Here is a 16,261-nt window from a genome sequence, read left to right on the forward strand (position 1 = left end):
CTGGTAGGGACCCGATACGCGCGAGGGTGCCGCAGAGTCAGTGCGCGAGAAGAACCTTGAGCAGTACGACCACGGCGGCAAGAGCAGCCGTGAGGAGACCCGCGACGATCACCTTCATGCTGACCTCTTCTCCGCGCACACGCGCGACGACGATCGGCACGCTCGCAATGCGCAGCACCACGACCGCTCCCGCGATCCCGTGCGCCCACGCCGTCGGCAACACATCCGCCCAGCCGAGTGCCAGCGCGATCGCGGGGAGGATCGCCGACGAGATGATCGGCGTCGCATCACGCAGCTCGTGGCGCACGTGCCGACGGGCGGCGTCGCCCGGTCGCTCATGCGTGGGGGCCTGGGCGTCGGGGGCCGGCGAACCGTCGGCCTGGGTGTCCTGACCGTGCGCCTCCGGGATGCTGCTGCCCGCAACCAGGTCGGCAAAGACGTGGGCGACGTAGGTGGTCAGGCCGGTCCCGAGCACCAGCCAGGTCGCATCGCCGTTCTCGACCGCGTGCGCCGACGCCGTCACCAGCGCCGCCAGCACCATGATGTTGCCGTAGACGTACGCCGACAATCTCGACGCCGCGCGCCTGGGCGGAAGCGGGTCTCCGCGACGCCTGGTGAGAATTCCGCGCCACTCGGCGCGCGGGGTGCGTCGGGTCGGCCGGCTCTGCGAGGTCATCGCCCGATGCTGTCACGCCACGACGGACGCGGGCGCGAGTAGACGGATGCGGGGCATAACTGGCGTCAACGCTGTTTCCCCTACTTTCCGCACGGCCAGACACCGCCGCGCCCTCCCGCTTGTCGAGCCCCACCCGCTGATCGAGCCCCATCCCGGCCGGGCTAGATGTGTGTCGTATCGAAGGATTTGTGTGCTGCAGCACCCACATCTTTCGATACGACACACATTTAGCGTTATGGGCAGGTCCCCGCGCCTACTTCGCCTGCGGCAGACGGGCGGTGGCGCCCTTGCGGGCGGGGTTCGACGGCGGGGGCACCATCGGCCCGATGTCGCCGTCGGGAGCGGTGTCGAGGTCGACGACGACCGGGGCGTGGTCGCTGGGTTTGGTGCCCTTGCGTGCGGCGCGGTCGACCCACGCGGCCTTCGCCCGGGCGGCCACATCGGCGCCGGCGAGGATCAGGTCGATCCGCATGCCGAGGTCCTTGTGGAACATGCCCGCCCGGTAATCCCAGTAGCTGAACACCCGCTCGTCGGGCCAGCGGTCGCGCACGACGTCGCGCAGTCCGAGTCCCTCGATGTCCTCGAGCGCCGACCTCTCGGCGACGGTCACGTGCGTGTGGCCGGCAAACGCGGCCGGGTCGTAGACGTCGGCGTTGGCGGGCGCGATGTTCACGTCGCCGCACAGCATCGTGTTCGACGGCGCGTCGACGCCCGTGCCGGCCGCGACGACCTCGCGCAACCGCTCCAACCACGACAGCTTGTACTGGTAGTGATCCGAGTCGGGTTCGCGGCCGTTGGGTACGTACAGCGAATAGATGCGCACTCCCCCGCACACCGCCGAGACCGCGCGGGCCTCCGGCGCCGACGCCGCGTCGGGAAAGCCGGGCGCGCCGTCGAAGTTGGCGACGACGTCGTCGAGTCCGACCTTCGACAGGATCGCGACCCCGTTCCACTGCCCCTGTCCCACATGCGCGAATTGGTAACCGCGCTCGGTGAATTCGGGGCCGAGGACGGTGTCGAACACGTCGTCGGAAAGTTTGGTCTCCTGCAGGCAGACCACGTCGGGTGAGCGTTCGTCGAGCCACGGCAGCAGTCGCGGGATGCGTTGTTTGACTGAGTTCACGTTCCAGGTCGCCACGCGCATACACACCACGCTAGTCAGGTCGTGGTGCCCAGACGCCGCCGACCTACGCCGACACCCGCCGATACCGCAGCACCGATCGCGCGTCGTCGGGTTGGCGCTCGCCGAGATCCTCACCACGGACGAAGCGACCCCAGATGGCGCGCAGTATCCGGCCGGCCTCGTCGACCTGCGACCACGTCGCACCCTCGAGCAACTGCGCACCCGCCCACTGTTCCTCGACGCCGAAGAGCAGTGGCAAATCGACGCAGTGCGCGGCGCCGAGCGCGTTCCCCGGTGCGTGCCAGTGCAACCGATAGTCGACGACGCTGCCGCCCGCCGCCGCGTGTTTACGCGCGAAATCGGCGGTCGGTGCGGTGTAGACCTTGCGGGTGATCAGTGAGGTGGCGAAGCGTCGAATCGGTCTGCCCAACACCGGGAAGTGCGACGCCGTCTCGGCGATCGGAACGCCGGGGACGAAGAACTCGATCTCGTCGCGGGTGCAGCCGACCAGCAGGTCGATGTCGGGAGCCGACGCCGCCCACGCATCCTCGACGTCGGGCTCCGCGGGGAGCGGCTCCATCCCGTACTGCACGCCCAACGGCATCGCTCCCGTCAGCCCGTACCGCGGTCCGTCGACGATCAGCTTCTGCTGTGTCGCGAGAATCTCGCCGATAGGCGTCTCGGCGTCGAAATGGCTTGTGCGCGCGAATACCTCGCGGGCCATGTCACTGCGGTTCCAGCGGATACCGAAGGGTGCGCTCTGCAGGATCGCCCGTCGAAAGCGCCGGGCAGCACGCGGCACGGTCATCAGGTGCGCCACTGCGTCGGCGCCTGCGGATTGCCCGGCGCAGGTGACCTGATCGGGGTCGCCACCGAACGCCGCGATGTTCTCGTGCACCCAGTCCAGCGCCGCGATGAGGTCGAGTAGTCCCAGGTTCGCCGGACGCTCCTGCGAGCCGTCCCCGAGGAACCCGAGCACGCCGAGCCGGTAGGTGACGGCCACGACGATCACGTTGTGCTCAGACACCAGCGCGCTCGGGTCGTGGTGCGGCTCGTCGCCCGCGCCGAGCACATACGATCCGCCGTGCACCCACACCAGGACCGGTAGCGGGGCGTCGAACTCCCGAGTGGGCCGCGTGATGGTCAACCGCTGACAGTCCTCGTCGGCGACGAGACTGGTCGCGGGACCGCCGAGCATCATCGTCACGAGCGGACTGGACACCTGCGGGCACGCGGCCGCGGGTTCTTCGCTGCGGTGCGGAACCGTCCACGGCGCCACCGGCTCCGGCGCCGCAAACCGATCGGCACGGGCGTACGGGATAGCCCGCGCACGAATGACTGGACCGTCGACCGTGCCGACGACCCGACCGCAGGGCGCATCGAAGCTCGCGATATCGGTGGACTCGACGTCATCAGTGGATTCGACGTCGTCAGTGGATTGGACGCCGTCAGGTGCCGGAGTTGCCATTCCCCCACCGTAGTGAACAGTTCGGCCATGAACGGGTCGGTGCGCGCATCCGGCGACGACCCTGGCACGCAACCTTTCATTCGCGACGATTCTGTGTCATGTTGTGACCATCGACACATCGTTCGCCTCATCGGAGAGTGCGCCGCAACGCGCTGTGATCGCGCAGTCGTGGCGCCGCTCCGCGCTGTCCGGCGTCCAACCCGACAGCCCGCTACCCGACCTCGTCGACGACGCCTCGCGGTCGGATGTCCTTCTCGACGCCGCTCGCCCGGTTCTCGACGACGCCGCCGCACGCCTCGCAGACACGGGCACGTCACTACTGCTCGTCGACCATGAGTGCCGGATGGTCTCCCGCGTCTGCCTCGGCACCACCGTCGACCGTGCACTCGACAGAGTCGGCGCAACACCCGGCGTCGACCTCGGCGAGGAGACCGTCGGCACCACGGCGCTGGGCACGCCCGCCGAGATACGTCGAGGATTGGCCGTCAACGGACGCGAGCACTATCTGGAGCAGTTCAAGTCGCTCAGCTGCTTTGGCGCGCCCATCATCCATCCGGCAACCCGACGTCTCGCTGGCATCCTGTGCATGACGGAGATCGCCGACCGCATGAACCCTCTTGCCGTACCCCTCGTGACCGGCATCGTCGGCGATATCGCCGACCGACTCCTCGACCGCTCGCGCGCCCAGCAGCGTCGGGTTCTCGACGCATTCCAGCGCGCGGCACCCCGTCGCGACGTCGCCGTCGCAGCGATCAGCGAAGACCTGCAGCTCACCAATTCGCGTGCAGCAGAACTACTCTCGCCGACCGATATCGCGGCATTACGTGCGGTCGCCGCTGACCCCGCACTACGGGAGACCACCCTGCAACTGGTCCTTGCGTCTGGTGTCGACGTCGAGGTGCTCGCCACACCCGTCGTGGGTGCCCGCGGGGCAGCGCTGTTCGGTCTGCGACCCAACGCGTCGACCGCACGGCCGATGGTCCGCACCGACCTGCCGTCGACGCGACAGGCCACCACCGCGATCACCGGCGAACCCGGAACCGGACGCAGCACCAGAGCTCGCTCGATGGCCGGACCCGACGCCATGACCGTCGACGTCGCCGAGCTGTTGATCACCGGCGATCAGCCGGATATCGGCGCCCTGATCGGCGATTCACGACGCCGCTCACGCGCGCTGATCGTCGACGGCGTCGACCTGCTCGACGACAGGTCGCTCACCATCCTGGCGGCCGCGTGCCGCACGGCGGACAAGACAGCCCCGCTCGTCCTCGTCGCCGGGCCGCCGGATCAGTCGCGAACCACCGTCGCGGCGCTGACGGCCAGGTGCGCCACGCGTATCGACGTCCCCGCGCTGCGCAACCGCACCTCCGAACTGGCCGACATCGTCGACGAGATGCTCACCGACATCACCCCGGGAACAGCACTCGATCCACACGCAGCACCCGGTGCACACGCAGTGCACTCGGTCAGCGCGCCGACGCTGGACGCCCTCGTCTGCCAGGAGTGGCCCGGGAACCTCGTCGAACTGTCCTCGGTGCTGCAGCGGGCCGTGCGTTCGTGCGAGGCTCGTGGCGCGCGGGCGATCGAACCCGCCGATCTGCCCGCCGACCATCGCACGACCAGCCGGGCCGCCCACCTCTCCGGACGCGAACAGGCTGAGCGCGCAGCCATTCTCGAGGCACTCGACCGGCACACCGGCAACAAGGTGCACGCGGCCCGCGACCTGGGCATCAGCCGCACCACCCTGTACGCGCGCATCCGCGCACTGGGGATCTGAGGGCCGCCTCGCGCTACGATGAACCCGAACTTATCGAGCGATAGTTAGGGTCCTCATGACGGCGTCGACCGCGGGAGCGGATGCTGACACGACGCCGCCCGGTTGGCGTCGCGTCGACCCACCGGAGCTGTCACCGATCCTGCAGGCAGCGCTCGAGGCGTTCTACGACAACGGATTTCATGGCACCTCCGTGCGGCAGATCGCCGCGAAGGTCGGTGTCACGGTCCCTGCCCTCTACTACCACCACAAGAGCAAAGAGGGCATCCTGCTGGCCCTTCTGGAGTACTCGACCGGCGACGTGCTCGCGCGCGCCCACGCCGCCAGGGCTGCTGCAGCGGGAGACCCGGTCACCGAGTTGGCGAACGTCATCGAATCGATCGTCCTGGTCATGACGGGTCGAGTCCGGCTGGCGGCTGTCGAAGGCGAGATTCGATATGCGAGCTCCGAGAACCGGTTGCGGTATCGCGTGTTTCGCAAGGGGATCGAAGATCTGGTCCTCGACATCGTGCAGACCGGAACAGCCACCGGCGTCATGCACGTCAGCGACGTCGCCGAAACCACCAGAGCGGTTCTCGCCATGTGCCAATCGATCCCGCGCTGGTTTCACGACGACGGGCCGCTGACCCCGCAGTTGGTGGCGGAGAAGTACGTCGACATCGCGCTCCACACGGTGGGCAGCCTGCCGCGGGCCGACTCCGATTAGACGGTTCGACGCGCCGGCCCCCTCTTCGCGGGTCACCCGTCGGCACGGTCCCGACGTGTGTTCATCGCAGTGTTCAGTTTCTGGACACTTCGTCTCGCGTTAGCGGTGGCAGAACTATAGAGAGATCCGCGTCTATGACGCAGATCACGATCTGCACGCTCGAGCAGGAGGACGCATGACCGCTGTCGCACCCGAACTGGCAACCAAGGTCCGGGATTTCATCTCGACCGATCGACCGATGCTGATCGGAGGTGAGTGGGTCACCGCCGCATCCGGTGCGACCTTCGAAACCATCGATCCCGCCAACGGACGCACGCTGACATCGGTCGCCCGCGGCGACGCCACCGACATCGACCGCGCTGTGCGCGCCGCGCGCAAGGCATTCGACGACGGCCCGTGGTCGCGCATGAAGCCCAACGAGCGTGAGCGTCTGCTCTGGCGCGTCGGCGACATCCTCAACGAGCGCGCCGAGGAGTTCGGCCAGCTCGAAGCCCTCGACAACGGCAAGGCCGCCACCATCGCGACCGCCGTCGACACCGCCTGGTCGGCAGACATCTTCCGCTACAACGCCGGTCTGGCAACCAAGATCACCGGCAGCACCGTCGACGTCTCGATGCCGTTCGTGCCGGGCGGCGAGTTCCACGCCTACACGCTGCGCGAGCCCGTCGGCGTCTGCGGCCTGATCGTTCCGTGGAACTTCCCGCTCCTGATGGCGTCGTTCAAGCTGGCCCCGGCGCTCGCTGCGGGCAACACTGTCATCCTCAAGCCGGCCGAACAGACACCGCTGACAGCGCTGTTGCTCGGCGAAGTGTTTACCGAAGCGGGCTTCCCGCCCGGCGTCGTCAACATCGTCACCGGCTTCGGCGACGCGGGCGCCGCGCTTGCCGCGCACGACGACGTCGACAAGATCGCCTTCACCGGTTCCACCGAGGTGGGCAAGAAGATCGTCGACGCGTCGAAGGGCAATCTCAAGAAGGTCTCGCTCGAGCTCGGCGGCAAGAGCCCCAACATCGTCTTCGCCGACGCCGACTTCGAGCAGGCCGTCGCCGGTTCGGTCGCAGCGTGGATGTTCAACCACGGCCAGTGCTGCGTCGCCGGAACTCGACTGTTCGTCGAACGACCCATCTTCGACGACTTCACCGCCGCCGTCGCAGAAGCGGCGTCGAAGGCCAAGATCGGGCCGGGCCTCGATCCGACGACCGAACTGGGACCGCTCGTCAGCCAGGAACAATTCGACCGTGTCTCGGGCTACCTCGCGGCGGGCCTCGCCGACGGCGCTCGCGCACTGACCGGCGGAAAGCGTTGGGGCGACGAGGGTTTCTTCATCGAGCCCACAGTATTCGTCGACGTCGAGCCCGATTTCTCCATCGTCCGTGAGGAGATCTTCGGTCCCGTCGTCGCGGCACTGCCGTTCGACGCCGACACGGGAGTGGCTGCGGCAGCGAATGATTCGATCTACGGGCTCGCCGCAGGCATCTGGACCACCGATCTGTCGAAGGCGCACAAGACCGCTCGTCAGCTCAAGGCGGGTTCGGTGTGGGTCAACCAATACAACGGCTTCGATACCGCAATGCCCTTCGGCGGCTACAAGCAGTCGGGCTGGGGACGCGAGCTGGGCCAGTCGGCCATCGAGCTCTACACCCAGACCAAAGCCGTCAACGTCGCGCTCTGATTCGGCACCCTGATCCACCACTGATTCACAAGGAGATATAGCCGTGAAAACCAAAGCCGCCGTACTGCTCGACGCGGGCAAGCCGTTCGAGATCATGGAACTCGACCTCGACGGTCCGAAGGAAGGCGAGGTACTGATCAAGTACACCGCCGCGGGCCTGTGCCACTCCGACCTACACCTCACCGATGGCGACCTGCCGCCGCGCTATCCGATGGTCGGCGGCCACGAGGGGTCGGGCATCATCGAGGAGATCGGGCCGGGCGTCACCAAGGTCAAGCCGGGCGATCACGTGGTCTGCTCGTTCGTACCGAGTTGCGGCACATGCCGCTACTGCTCGACGGGCCGACAGTCGTTGTGCGACATGGGCGCCACCATCCTCGAAGGCATGCTGCCCGACGGCACGTTCCGCTTCCACGGCGGCGGCCAGGACTTCGGCGGCATGTGCATGCTGGGCACGTTCAGCGAGCGCGCGACGATCAGCGAGCACTCCGTGGTCAAGGTCGACGACTGGCTGCCGCTGGACAAGGCCGTCCTCGTCGGCTGCGGTGTGCCGACCGGGTGGGGTTCGGCGGTCTACGCGGGCAACGTCCGCGCGGGCGACATCGTGGTCATCTACGGCATCGGCGGCATCGGTATCAACGCGGTGCAGGGCGCTGTGCACGCCGGAGCCAAGTACGTCGTCGTCGTCGACCCTGTCGCGTTCAAACGTGACACCGCCGTGAAGTTCGGCGCCACACACGCTTTCGCATCTGCGGCAGAGGCTCAGGAGAAGATCACCGAACTGTCCTGGGGTCAGGGTGCAGACGCCGCGATCGTCACCGTCGGCACCGTCGACGAAGACGTGGTGTCCGCGGCAATCGGCTCCATCGGCAAGGGCGGCCAGGTCGTGATCGTCGGACTCTCGAGTCCCGCGAAGTTCACGGTGCATTGGCCCGGCATCGACCTCACCCTCAACGAGAAGACCATCAAGGGCTCGTTGTTCGGTTCGGCCAATCCGCAGTACGACATCGTCCGCCTGCTCCGCCTCTACGACGCCGGCCAGCTCAAGCTCGACGAACTGGTCACCCAGACCTACACGCTCGAGCAGGTCAACGAGGGCTACCAGGATCTGCGCGACGGCAAGAACATTCGCGGCGTGATCATCCACGACGACTGATCGCCCCCTGGCGTCACGGGCTCGCCCCGCCGTGACTCCACCCCCCTACCCGGCCCGGCCGCGACGGACACCCCGACGCGGCCGGGCCGTTCCATTTGAGGCGCCGATTCGGCGCGCTGCCGATAGCCTGCTGGGGTGAAAGAGCCATCTGCCACGTCAGCTACTGCGAATCCCGGCCCGAAGGCGACGCTGAATCTGCGTCGTATCGGGGTGGCCAGTTGGTGCGTACTCGGCATCATTGCCCTAGTAGTCGTCGCTGCGCTTGCGCTGGGTGCGGTGAGTGGAATCCTGATCCCGCTCGTCGTCGCGGTGATCATCAGCGTGGTACTCGAACCGCTCGTCGCTCGACTGACCCGCATGGGCGTGCCATCCACAGTCGCGGTCTTCCTCGCGCTGCTCGTCGCGATCCTCGTCGGCGCCGGGACGATCACGATCGTGATCTGGGGCGTCGTCGACCAGTGGTCGGACATCTACGGTCAAGCGCTGCTCGGCTGGCGCTCGTTCACACACTGGGTAGGCGAACTCGACATCGACCCGCGGTGGCTCGAGGACGCGCGCACCGCGCTCGAGAGTCACACCCGCGAGGTTGGGCTCGGTGCTCTCGCCTCGCTCAGCAGTACGTTCTATGGCGCCATCACGCTGCTGATCGGCATCTTCTTCGCACTCTTCTTCCTCTTCTTCGCGCTGCGCGATGCCGACCGTTTTCCCGCATTCCTGGCACGCATGACCGGCGCGGATCCGGCCGAGATCAACGGGGTCGTCAGCGTGACCCGGCAATCGGTTCGCGGCTACTTCAGGGGCACAGCGCTCACGGCTGTGCTGACGGCACCGATCTTCATGGTCCCGCTGGTGATTCTTGGTGTGCCGCTGGCAATTCCGATCTTCGTGCTGTACTTCTTCCTATCCTTCATCCCGTTCGTCGGCGCCTGGATCACCGGGGCGTTCGTGGTGTTGATCGCGCTGGGTTCCAACGGCCCCACTGCCGCACTGATTCTCGCCATCACCTTCGTCATCTCCAACGGCACCGTGCAGAGCGCCGTCAGTTCGTGGGCACTCGGCTCGTCGTTGCAGCTTCACCCGATGGCCGTGTTGCTCGCGACGATGGTGGCAGGCACCGCCGCCGGGTTGCTCGGCATGGTCCTCGGAGCCCCACTTCTCGCAGCGACGGTCAAGTCGGTGGAAGTCATCCGCACTCATCGCAGCGCTGCTGGGGACGTCGATTCCGGTGAACCCGACGCCGACGGTGATGTGGGCATTCCCGCGGCCGACGGAACCTGAGACGGCCGCCGGAAATTCGCAGCTCGACCAACTATCCTCACCGCATGCAGGCGGTCACACCCACCACGCGTGCCGCGATCCGAGCCGAAGTCACGCATATCGTGCGGCATCCCGGCGATCTCCTGTTGTCCGTGGCGTCGAGCGCAGCGATCGTGCTGTTCCTCTGGTATGTCGTCCCCCGATCGTGGTTCTTCACCTTCACCGGTCCTGAGGGACTCCCATACGCGCTCGCGGGATGAATGTACACCGACGCGTTCGTCACCAACGTGCTGACCAGCGACCCGGAACGAGCTCTCGCCGCGATCGACGATCCCGCCGAGCTCACCGCACTGCTGCGCGCGAAGGTTCTGGCCGTCTGGTTGATCATCGGTCCACTGTGCACCGTCATCGCGGTGGCAATCGCGCTGACGCAACACACGCACTGGCGGTTCGCCATCGAGGTCATACTCGCGGTCGCGGTGGTGCCTTTCGGTGCGCTCGCGGTGAGCGGCCTCGTCGGCGTCACGTTTCCCTACCATCAACGCTCTCTCCGGTGGCGCTGGCAGAACAGGCGGCGTTTCCGTCAGGTGATCGTCCGCTGGGGGCTGTTGATCGCCATGCCGAATCTGATCTTCCCGCTCGCGTTCGCCCTGATCGTCGTCGCTCCGGTCGCCATCTGGAAGCTCACGAACCGCCAGGGATGGGACACCGCACAGACCGACACCGAGTTCGCGCTGTGCGCGATGCTGGCTGTCCTGGTCACCGCGGCGATCTGGTACGGCGCGCATCGGTTCGGTGTCTGGTGGGTGAGCAAGCACCGCGATCGTCTCCGCGAGTATCTCCTCGACGTCGAGCGGGGCTGATTTTGGTTGAATGGTGATATGGCCCACGTCACATCTGAAGACGGCACACCCATCGCGTACGACACGATTGGCACCGGCCCTGTGGTCGTCGTGGTCAACGGTGCGATGTCGAAAGCGTCCGACGCCGCGCCGCTGGCGCAGGCACTCGCCGACGCGGGCTTCACCGGCGGCGTCTTCGATCGACGCGCCCGTGGAGACAGTGGCGACACCCGGCCATACTCGCCGGATCGCGAGGCCGAGGATCTGGCTGCCGTCATCTCCGCAACCGGCGGCACGGCCGCTGTGCTCGGGCACTCGTCGGGCGCGATCCTCGCACTGTTCGCCGCGTCGCGCGGCGTACCGATCGACCACCTCTTCCTCTCCGAACCTCCGTTCCGCTTCGGCGAGGACGACCCCGCAACCGACCTCCCCGACAGACTCCAACAGATGGTCGACGACGGCCGGCGCGCCGACGCCGTGACGACGTTCCAGCTCGAAGGCGTCGGCCTCCCACCCGCGATCGTCGAGCAGATCCGGGACAGTCCGATGTTCGACGGCCTGCTGGCGATCGCACAGTCGGTGGTCTACGACGCGACGCTCGCGCGCGACCTCTCGCAACCGACCCCGCAGATGCTCACCGTCGCGATGCCGGTCACGGTCCTCCTCGGCTCCGACACCTTCCCGCTCCTCGAAGCGGCCGCGCCACGCCTGGCCGAAGCGATCAGCGGCGCCGAACTCGTGCGCGTCCCCGAGTCCGTGGGACACCGCCCCGACCCCACCGCCACCGCCCGCGTCATCGCTGCCCGGAACAACTGACACGGGATCGACTGGGCGCCTTATAGCGTCGACCGTGCGCTCCAAACCGTCGACTGTGCGCTCGAGAGCGTCGACTGGGCGCTCTAGAACGCCGACCGTGCGCTACGCCGACGCTCCCGCTACCTCGACGCTCCGACGCCGCGGCAGGATGAGCCACGCCGCGAGGCTCCCGACGACCAGCAGGACCGCGCCGAGCAGGAAGCCCGCCTGAAAACCCTCGCGCGGCACCGCGTACCCGCTGGCCACGGCCACCAGGACCGCCAGTCCGATGGTGCCGCCGAGTTGCCGCGAACTGTTCACCACACCCGAGGCCACGCCGACGTCGTCGGGTGACACCCCTTCGGTTGCGACCGCTCCGATCAGCACCATCGAGCCGCCGATCCCGACAGCCGTCACCGCGGACGGCAGCAGGATTCCGAGCCAGAAGTCGAAGTGCGCAGGCATCGTCGCGAACAGCCCGAGGCCAATGGCGGCAACAATTCCGAAAGCCACGATCGCCATCCGCGCTCCGATGCGCGCGGAAAGTCGTTGTGCCACCGAGATTCCGACGACGACGAAGACGCAGAACGGTAGGAAGAGCACTCCCGTCAGCGCACTCTCGACACCCCATACGGTTTGGATATAGAGCGAGCAGAAGTAGAAGGCTGCGAGCTGCCCCGCGGCGACCATGAATCCGAACAGGTTGGCGCCCAGCACGCTTCGTTCTCGCATCAGGCCCGGAGGCATCAACGGATGCGACGCCGATCGCTCGATCGCCACGAAGATCGCCAATAGCACTGCAGCCGCGACGAATCCGCCGACTGCCTGCCACGATCCCCACCCACGATCGCCACCAGCGCTCACTGCATAGACAAGGGCAGCAACGCCGAGCGTCACGGTGACCGCGCCGGGAACATCGAGCCGCGCAGTACGTCCGACGTCGCGACGCGAGATTCCGCGCAGCGCAGCGACCATCGCGATGACAATGATCGGGACGTTGACGAGGAGAACCGCTCGCCACGACCACCACTGCGTGAGCACCCCACTGAGCACCACGCCCAGCGCACCTCCCGCCGCACCGGCACCGCCCCACAGGCCCATCGCCCGTGCGCGGACTGCCGGGTCGTCGATCGTAGCCACCAGCGCCAACGACGCCGGAGCCAACAGCGCTCCCGCGACACCCTGCACCGCCCGCGCGGCGACGAGAACCCCTGCGCTCCCGGCACATCCGCCGACGATGCTCGCCACCGCGAAGACGGACAACCCGACGAGAACCGAGCTTCGACGCCCCCACAGATCGCCGATCCTCCCGCCGAGGAGCATGAACCCTGCGAAGGTCAACAGGTACGCGGTGACCACCCACTGCAAACCCGCGTCGGTGAATCCGAGATCGGCGCGCATGGCGGGCAACGCGATGTTGACGAGCGAAATGTCCATCGCCACAAGGAATTGCAGCAGGAACACGGTGGCCATGAGTGCACCGCGACCCTGCGCAACACGACCATGTGCAACCCGAGCCGTCTCCTGATCTGCCATTGATTCGCCTCTTCCCGCGGCTCAGATCTGTCCACGTACGCGTACGTTTACGTACTAGTACGTGATCGTAGCCTCTCAGCGGCACCTCGCCAAGAGCACGGCGATGGGATGATGGGACGATGCCTGCAGCCCGGTCCCTCCAACTCGACGAGATTGTCGAGGCAGCTATCCGCATCCTCGAGCAGGACGGTCCGCAGTCGTTGAGCATGCGACGCCTTGCCTCCGACATGGGCACCAAGCCGATGACGCTCTACAACTACGTTCCGAACAAGGCAGCACTGCTCGGTCTGGCACTCAACGACGTCGCGGCGCGCATCCCGTGGGCCGAACCGACGGGCGCTCCTCGTGACCGCATGATCGCCGTTGCGGTCGACATGTACGAGAAGATGCGCAGCATAGGGTGGGTCGTGTCGATCCTGCGCGAGGGCATCATCGTCGGCACGCCTGCACTTGCCCTCGCCGACGCCTTCCTCTCGGCCGCATCCGAACTCGGGCTCGACGACGGCGCAGCGCTGGACACCTGGCGAGCCGTCTGGTACCTCGTCGCCTCGGAATTGCAGTGGCAGGACACGCTTTCCAGGCGGTCTCCCGACGAGGTGTCATGGCACCAATCCATCGACGACAGCGACCTGACCGAGTTTCCGACGGTCAGCCGACTACTACCCGACTGGGCCGGCCACTCCGCCGACTTCGACATCCGCGACGCGATCACAGCACAGGTCGACGGCGCGCTCGCACAACGCAGCACGCGGCGTCGCGCATCGACGCCGAGCGACTAGATCTCGAACTGCACGCGGGCGACCTGCTCGCAGACCTCCACGATCATCGCGCGGTAGCGGTTGTGTTCGGGATCAGCGTCGTAGCGCCGATAGGCATCGGTGTCGACCCAGTCGTTGGTGATCGCGAAACTCCAACCGCCAGCACGTAATCCCACATCCAAGCCGACACGGTTCGCCAGCAGGCCCGGTAATTGCAGCGCACCGATTCCGGCCAGCCCCTCGTCGAGTTGCCTGCGATCACTCTCGGCTGCCTCGCCGTCCGCTGACCGCAGCCGACCCACCACCACGTTGCGAATCATGTAACGAATCTAGCCGCATCTCCCGTCCGATACAGAAAGCCCGACTGGCACAATGCGAGGTGTGAGCAGAGGTGACCGTCAGGTGTGGATCCGCATCCTTCGCTTCGTGGCCGCTGCCGTTGGCATCGCTGCGATCGCGTACGTCCCGGTCACCGCGTCCGACGGTTTCGGCTTCGCCAACTACTTCAGCTACTTCACAATCCTGAGCAACGTGGCCGCGGCGATCGTGCTCCTCGGCGGTGCACTGTTGGCACCAACCGGGTTGTGGTGGCAGTGGTTTCGCGGCGGCGTCACCACCGCGATGCTGATCACCGCGATCGTCTACGCACTTCTGTTGTCGGACATCGACGTCAATCTCTCCGGCGAGTGGACCAACACCGTGCTGCACCGCCTGATCCCGCTCGTTCTACTCCTCGACTGGGCACTCTTCCGACCCAGGTCGCTGCCCGCCCTGTCCTGGTTGACGTGGCTGGCTTTTCCACTCTTCTATGGCATCTACACCTTGACGCGAGGTCCCATCGTCGACTGGTACCCGTACCCGTTCATCGATCCACGAAGCCAGGGGTACCTGTCGATGACGCTCGGCGTGGTCGTCGTGTTCATCGGGATGACCGCGCTCTCAGCGGGCGTGTACTGGCTCGGCACACGCGGCACGAGCAACCGACTGCACGACGAGCCGGTCCGCTGATCTCACCTGTCCTGAGAGTCGACGTCGAGCGCATCGGTGACCATCTCCACCCAGGTGTCGACCACCTGCGCGCGGCGTCGTGAATCGTCCGACAGCGTGTCCGCGAGCCCGAGGCCGCGGGCGAGGTCGAGTGTCACCTGTGCAGCACGGTGCGCCCGGGGATTCGTGCCATCGGGGTCGAGCGCGGCAACTGTCACCCGGTGCGCCGCTCGGGCGAACTTGGCCTCCATCGGCAGAATCAGTTCGCGCAGCGCGGGATCCGATGCGGCCGCCGCCCATATCTGCAGCGAAGCCTTGAATTCGGTCCCGGTGTAGATACTCACGGCCTGTTCGACCGCGATCCGCACGCGCCGTGACTCGTCCGCGTCGGGCCGGATCAACGTGTCGGCGTTGAGGGTGAGGTCGTCGAAGATCTGCTCGAGCGTCGCCGAGATCAATGCCTCGCGTGTGGGAAAGTGGTGCTGCGCAGCACCCCTGGACACCCCCGCGCGCTGGGCGACCGCGGCCACCGTGGCCGACGCCCATCCCTCGTGAGCCAGAACCTGTATGGCCGAGCGCAGCAGCCGTTCCCGCGTTTGGCGCGAGCGCTCCTGCTGGGGTTCACGGTTTACCGTCGTACGCGGAGACGTCATGTTCTCGTTGCTCCGGTGTCGGCTTGCGTGACGGTCAGATCCCACGGCGGCCGACGCTTCGACAGAAACGCTTCCATCCCCGCCCGTGCGTCGTCACCCGAGAACAATGCCGCCGATTCCTGCGCACGACGCTGCGCCAACCGCGCGAACTCGTCGCGCACCGTCGCGGTGGTGAGTTCCTTCGACGCGGCGAGTCCGACCGGCGACGCACGTCGGATGCCGTCGAGGATCTCCCCCAGTGACTGCGCGAGAGCCTCTGTGCTGTCACAGGCTTGAGTGACGACTCCGATCGACGCCGCGATCGAGGCGTCGAACTTCTCGCCGGTCAGGAAGTATCGACCAGCACCTCGAGCCGACATCTTCGGCACCAGCACGAGCGAGATCACCGATGGCGCAAGGCCGAGCCGTGTCTCGGTCAGCGCGAAGGTGCTCTTCGGTCCGGCAAGTGCGATGTCGGTGGCACCGAGGAGGCCGAAACCTCCTGCCCTGACATGCCCGTCCACGTGTGCGATCACCGGTTTGGGCAGCTCGAGGATCGTGCGCATCAACTCGACCATCGACGACGTCGCCTCGGCAGACGCCTCCTCGGCAGAGACGCCACGCTTGAGCGCCTCGCCTAGATCAGCGCCCGCACAGAAGGTTCCGCCCGCATGTGTCAGCACGACGGCCCGCACGTTCTCGTCGGTCGCCGCCCTCGTCAGCCCCGACGACAGTTGGGTCACGAGCGCGCGACTCAACGCATTGCGTTTGCCCGGCGAGTCGAGTGTGAGCGTCATGACCCCGGCGTCGATCCCGATGTGTACGACTTCGCTGTCTGTGGCGGTCATCGACCTGCGCCTTCCTGTGGTGCTCGGTCAG

The 16,261-nt window shown here is 66.8% G+C and carries 17 protein-coding genes; 10 read left to right on the forward strand and 7 right to left on the reverse strand.

From position 1 onward, the window contains the following. Positions 1–37: 37 nt before the first annotated feature. From A5788_RS04845 to A5788_RS04855, 3 genes are all read right to left on the reverse strand, one after another. Entirely contained in the window at positions 38–676 is a 639-nt protein-coding gene (locus A5788_RS04845; protein ID WP_064869944.1) for a hypothetical protein, read from the reverse strand. Between the two features lie 253 nt (positions 677–929). Beyond that, positions 930–1,820, reverse strand: coding sequence for an exodeoxyribonuclease III (locus A5788_RS04850; protein ID WP_064869945.1), 891 nt, complete (start codon positions 1,818–1,820; stop codon positions 930–932). A 43-nt stretch (positions 1,821–1,863) separates the two neighbouring features. After that, positions 1,864–3,267: a carboxylesterase family protein gene (locus A5788_RS04855; RefSeq protein ID WP_064869946.1), complete on the reverse strand. Its 1,404-nt coding sequence runs from the start codon at positions 3,265–3,267 to the stop codon at positions 1,864–1,866. A gap of 103 nt (positions 3,268–3,370) precedes the next feature. On the opposite strand from A5788_RS04855, the gene A5788_RS04860 reads away from it, so the two are divergent. The 8 genes from A5788_RS04860 (at position 3,371) to A5788_RS04890 (ending at position 11,490) form a co-directional block, all read left to right on the forward strand. Next, positions 3,371–5,044, forward strand: coding sequence for a sigma-54-dependent Fis family transcriptional regulator (locus tag A5788_RS04860; protein WP_064869947.1), 1,674 nt, complete (start codon positions 3,371–3,373; stop codon positions 5,042–5,044). A gap of 55 nt (positions 5,045–5,099) precedes the next feature. Continuing rightward, a complete protein-coding gene (locus tag A5788_RS04865; protein ID WP_049698786.1) occupies positions 5,100–5,747 on the forward strand; it encodes a TetR/AcrR family transcriptional regulator in 648 nt (215 codons plus the stop codon). 175 nt (positions 5,748–5,922) lie between these two features. Then, complete coding sequence (locus tag A5788_RS04870; RefSeq protein WP_049698785.1) at positions 5,923–7,419, forward strand: aldehyde dehydrogenase family protein; 1,497 nt, start codon at positions 5,923–5,925, stop codon at positions 7,417–7,419. A gap of 43 nt (positions 7,420–7,462) precedes the next feature. Further along, a complete protein-coding gene (locus A5788_RS04875) occupies positions 7,463–8,575 on the forward strand; it encodes an NDMA-dependent alcohol dehydrogenase (RefSeq protein WP_049698784.1) in 1,113 nt (370 codons plus the stop codon). Between the two features lie 135 nt (positions 8,576–8,710). After that, positions 8,711–9,853 (forward strand): AI-2E family transporter, encoded by a 1,143-nt coding sequence (locus A5788_RS04880; RefSeq protein ID WP_064869948.1) that lies wholly within the window; start codon positions 8,711–8,713, stop codon positions 9,851–9,853. Between the two features lie 44 nt (positions 9,854–9,897). Further along, entirely contained in the window at positions 9,898–10,092 is a 195-nt protein-coding gene (locus tag A5788_RS24245) for a hypothetical protein (protein ID WP_231894189.1), read from the forward strand. Continuing rightward, positions 10,093–10,695 (forward strand): hypothetical protein, encoded by a 603-nt coding sequence (locus A5788_RS04885; protein WP_231894190.1) that lies wholly within the window; start codon positions 10,093–10,095, stop codon positions 10,693–10,695. 18 nt (positions 10,696–10,713) lie between these two features. Beyond that, entirely contained in the window at positions 10,714–11,490 is a 777-nt protein-coding gene (locus A5788_RS04890; protein WP_064869949.1) for an alpha/beta fold hydrolase, read from the forward strand. Between the two features lie 102 nt (positions 11,491–11,592). Here the strand turns inward: A5788_RS04890 and A5788_RS04895 are convergent, their stop codons facing one another. After that, a complete protein-coding gene (locus tag A5788_RS04895) occupies positions 11,593–13,005 on the reverse strand; it encodes an MFS transporter (RefSeq protein WP_064869950.1) in 1,413 nt (470 codons plus the stop codon). Between the two features lie 119 nt (positions 13,006–13,124). Here A5788_RS04895 and A5788_RS04900 point away from each other — a divergent pair, with 119 nt between their 5' ends. After that, positions 13,125–13,784, forward strand: coding sequence for a TetR/AcrR family transcriptional regulator (locus A5788_RS04900; protein WP_049698779.1), 660 nt, complete (start codon positions 13,125–13,127; stop codon positions 13,782–13,784). Here A5788_RS04900 and A5788_RS04905 read toward each other — a convergent pair. Next, the gene (locus A5788_RS04905; protein ID WP_064869951.1) at positions 13,781–14,083 is read right to left on the reverse strand and encodes a Dabb family protein; all 303 of its coding nucleotides are present in this window, start codon (positions 14,081–14,083) and stop codon (positions 13,781–13,783) included. The genes A5788_RS04900 and A5788_RS04905 overlap by 4 nt on opposite strands. Before the next feature lie 61 nt (positions 14,084–14,144). Here A5788_RS04905 and A5788_RS04910 point away from each other — a divergent pair, with 61 nt between their 5' ends. After that, a complete protein-coding gene (locus A5788_RS04910; protein ID WP_231894191.1) occupies positions 14,145–14,771 on the forward strand; it encodes a Pr6Pr family membrane protein in 627 nt (208 codons plus the stop codon). Between the two features lie 2 nt (positions 14,772–14,773). On the opposite strand, the gene A5788_RS04915 is transcribed toward A5788_RS04910, so the two are convergent. Together A5788_RS04915 and A5788_RS04920 are read right to left on the reverse strand one after the other, a co-directional pair. After that, positions 14,774–15,403: a TetR/AcrR family transcriptional regulator gene (locus A5788_RS04915; RefSeq protein WP_064869952.1), complete on the reverse strand. Its 630-nt coding sequence runs from the start codon at positions 15,401–15,403 to the stop codon at positions 14,774–14,776. After that, positions 15,400–16,230 (reverse strand): enoyl-CoA hydratase family protein, encoded by an 831-nt coding sequence (locus A5788_RS04920; RefSeq protein ID WP_064869953.1) that lies wholly within the window; start codon positions 16,228–16,230, stop codon positions 15,400–15,402. The genes A5788_RS04915 and A5788_RS04920 overlap by 4 nt, the downstream gene beginning before the upstream one ends. Positions 16,231–16,261 lie beyond the last annotated feature (31 nt).

The organism is Gordonia sp. 852002-50816_SCH5313054-c (assembly GCF_001665925.1).
GTDB lineage: Bacteria > Actinomycetota > Actinomycetes > Mycobacteriales > Mycobacteriaceae > Gordonia > Gordonia jacobaea.

Bases quoted from the DNA above. Each gene is read 5' to 3' on its own strand.
- A5788_RS04870 (WP_049698785.1), top strand. From the start codon at position 5,923: ATGACCGCTGTCGCACCCGAACTGGCAACCAAGGTCCGGGATTTCATC.
- A5788_RS04855 (WP_064869946.1), bottom strand. From the start codon at position 3,267: ATGGCAACTCCGGCACCTGACGGCGTCCAATCCACTGACGACGTCGAA.
- A5788_RS04905 (WP_064869951.1), bottom strand. From the start codon at position 14,083: ATGATTCGCAACGTGGTGGTGGGTCGGCTGCGGTCAGCGGACGGCGAG.
- A5788_RS24245 (WP_231894189.1), top strand. From the start codon at position 9,898: ATGCAGGCGGTCACACCCACCACGCGTGCCGCGATCCGAGCCGAAGTC.
- A5788_RS04850 (WP_064869945.1), bottom strand. From the start codon at position 1,820: ATGCGCGTGGCGACCTGGAACGTGAACTCAGTCAAACAACGCATCCCG.
- A5788_RS04900 (WP_049698779.1), top strand. From the start codon at position 13,125: ATGCCTGCAGCCCGGTCCCTCCAACTCGACGAGATTGTCGAGGCAGCT.
- A5788_RS04890 (WP_064869949.1), top strand. From the start codon at position 10,714: ATGGCCCACGTCACATCTGAAGACGGCACACCCATCGCGTACGACACG.
- A5788_RS04885 (WP_231894190.1), top strand. From the start codon at position 10,093: ATGTACACCGACGCGTTCGTCACCAACGTGCTGACCAGCGACCCGGAA.
- A5788_RS04895 (WP_064869950.1), bottom strand. From the start codon at position 13,005: ATGGCAGATCAGGAGACGGCTCGGGTTGCACATGGTCGTGTTGCGCAG.
- A5788_RS04915 (WP_064869952.1), bottom strand. From the start codon at position 15,403: ATGACGTCTCCGCGTACGACGGTAAACCGTGAACCCCAGCAGGAGCGC.
- A5788_RS04920 (WP_064869953.1), bottom strand. From the start codon at position 16,230: ATGACCGCCACAGACAGCGAAGTCGTACACATCGGGATCGACGCCGGG.
- A5788_RS04845 (WP_064869944.1), bottom strand. From the start codon at position 676: ATGACCTCGCAGAGCCGGCCGACCCGACGCACCCCGCGCGCCGAGTGG.
- A5788_RS04865 (WP_049698786.1), top strand. From the start codon at position 5,100: ATGACGGCGTCGACCGCGGGAGCGGATGCTGACACGACGCCGCCCGGT.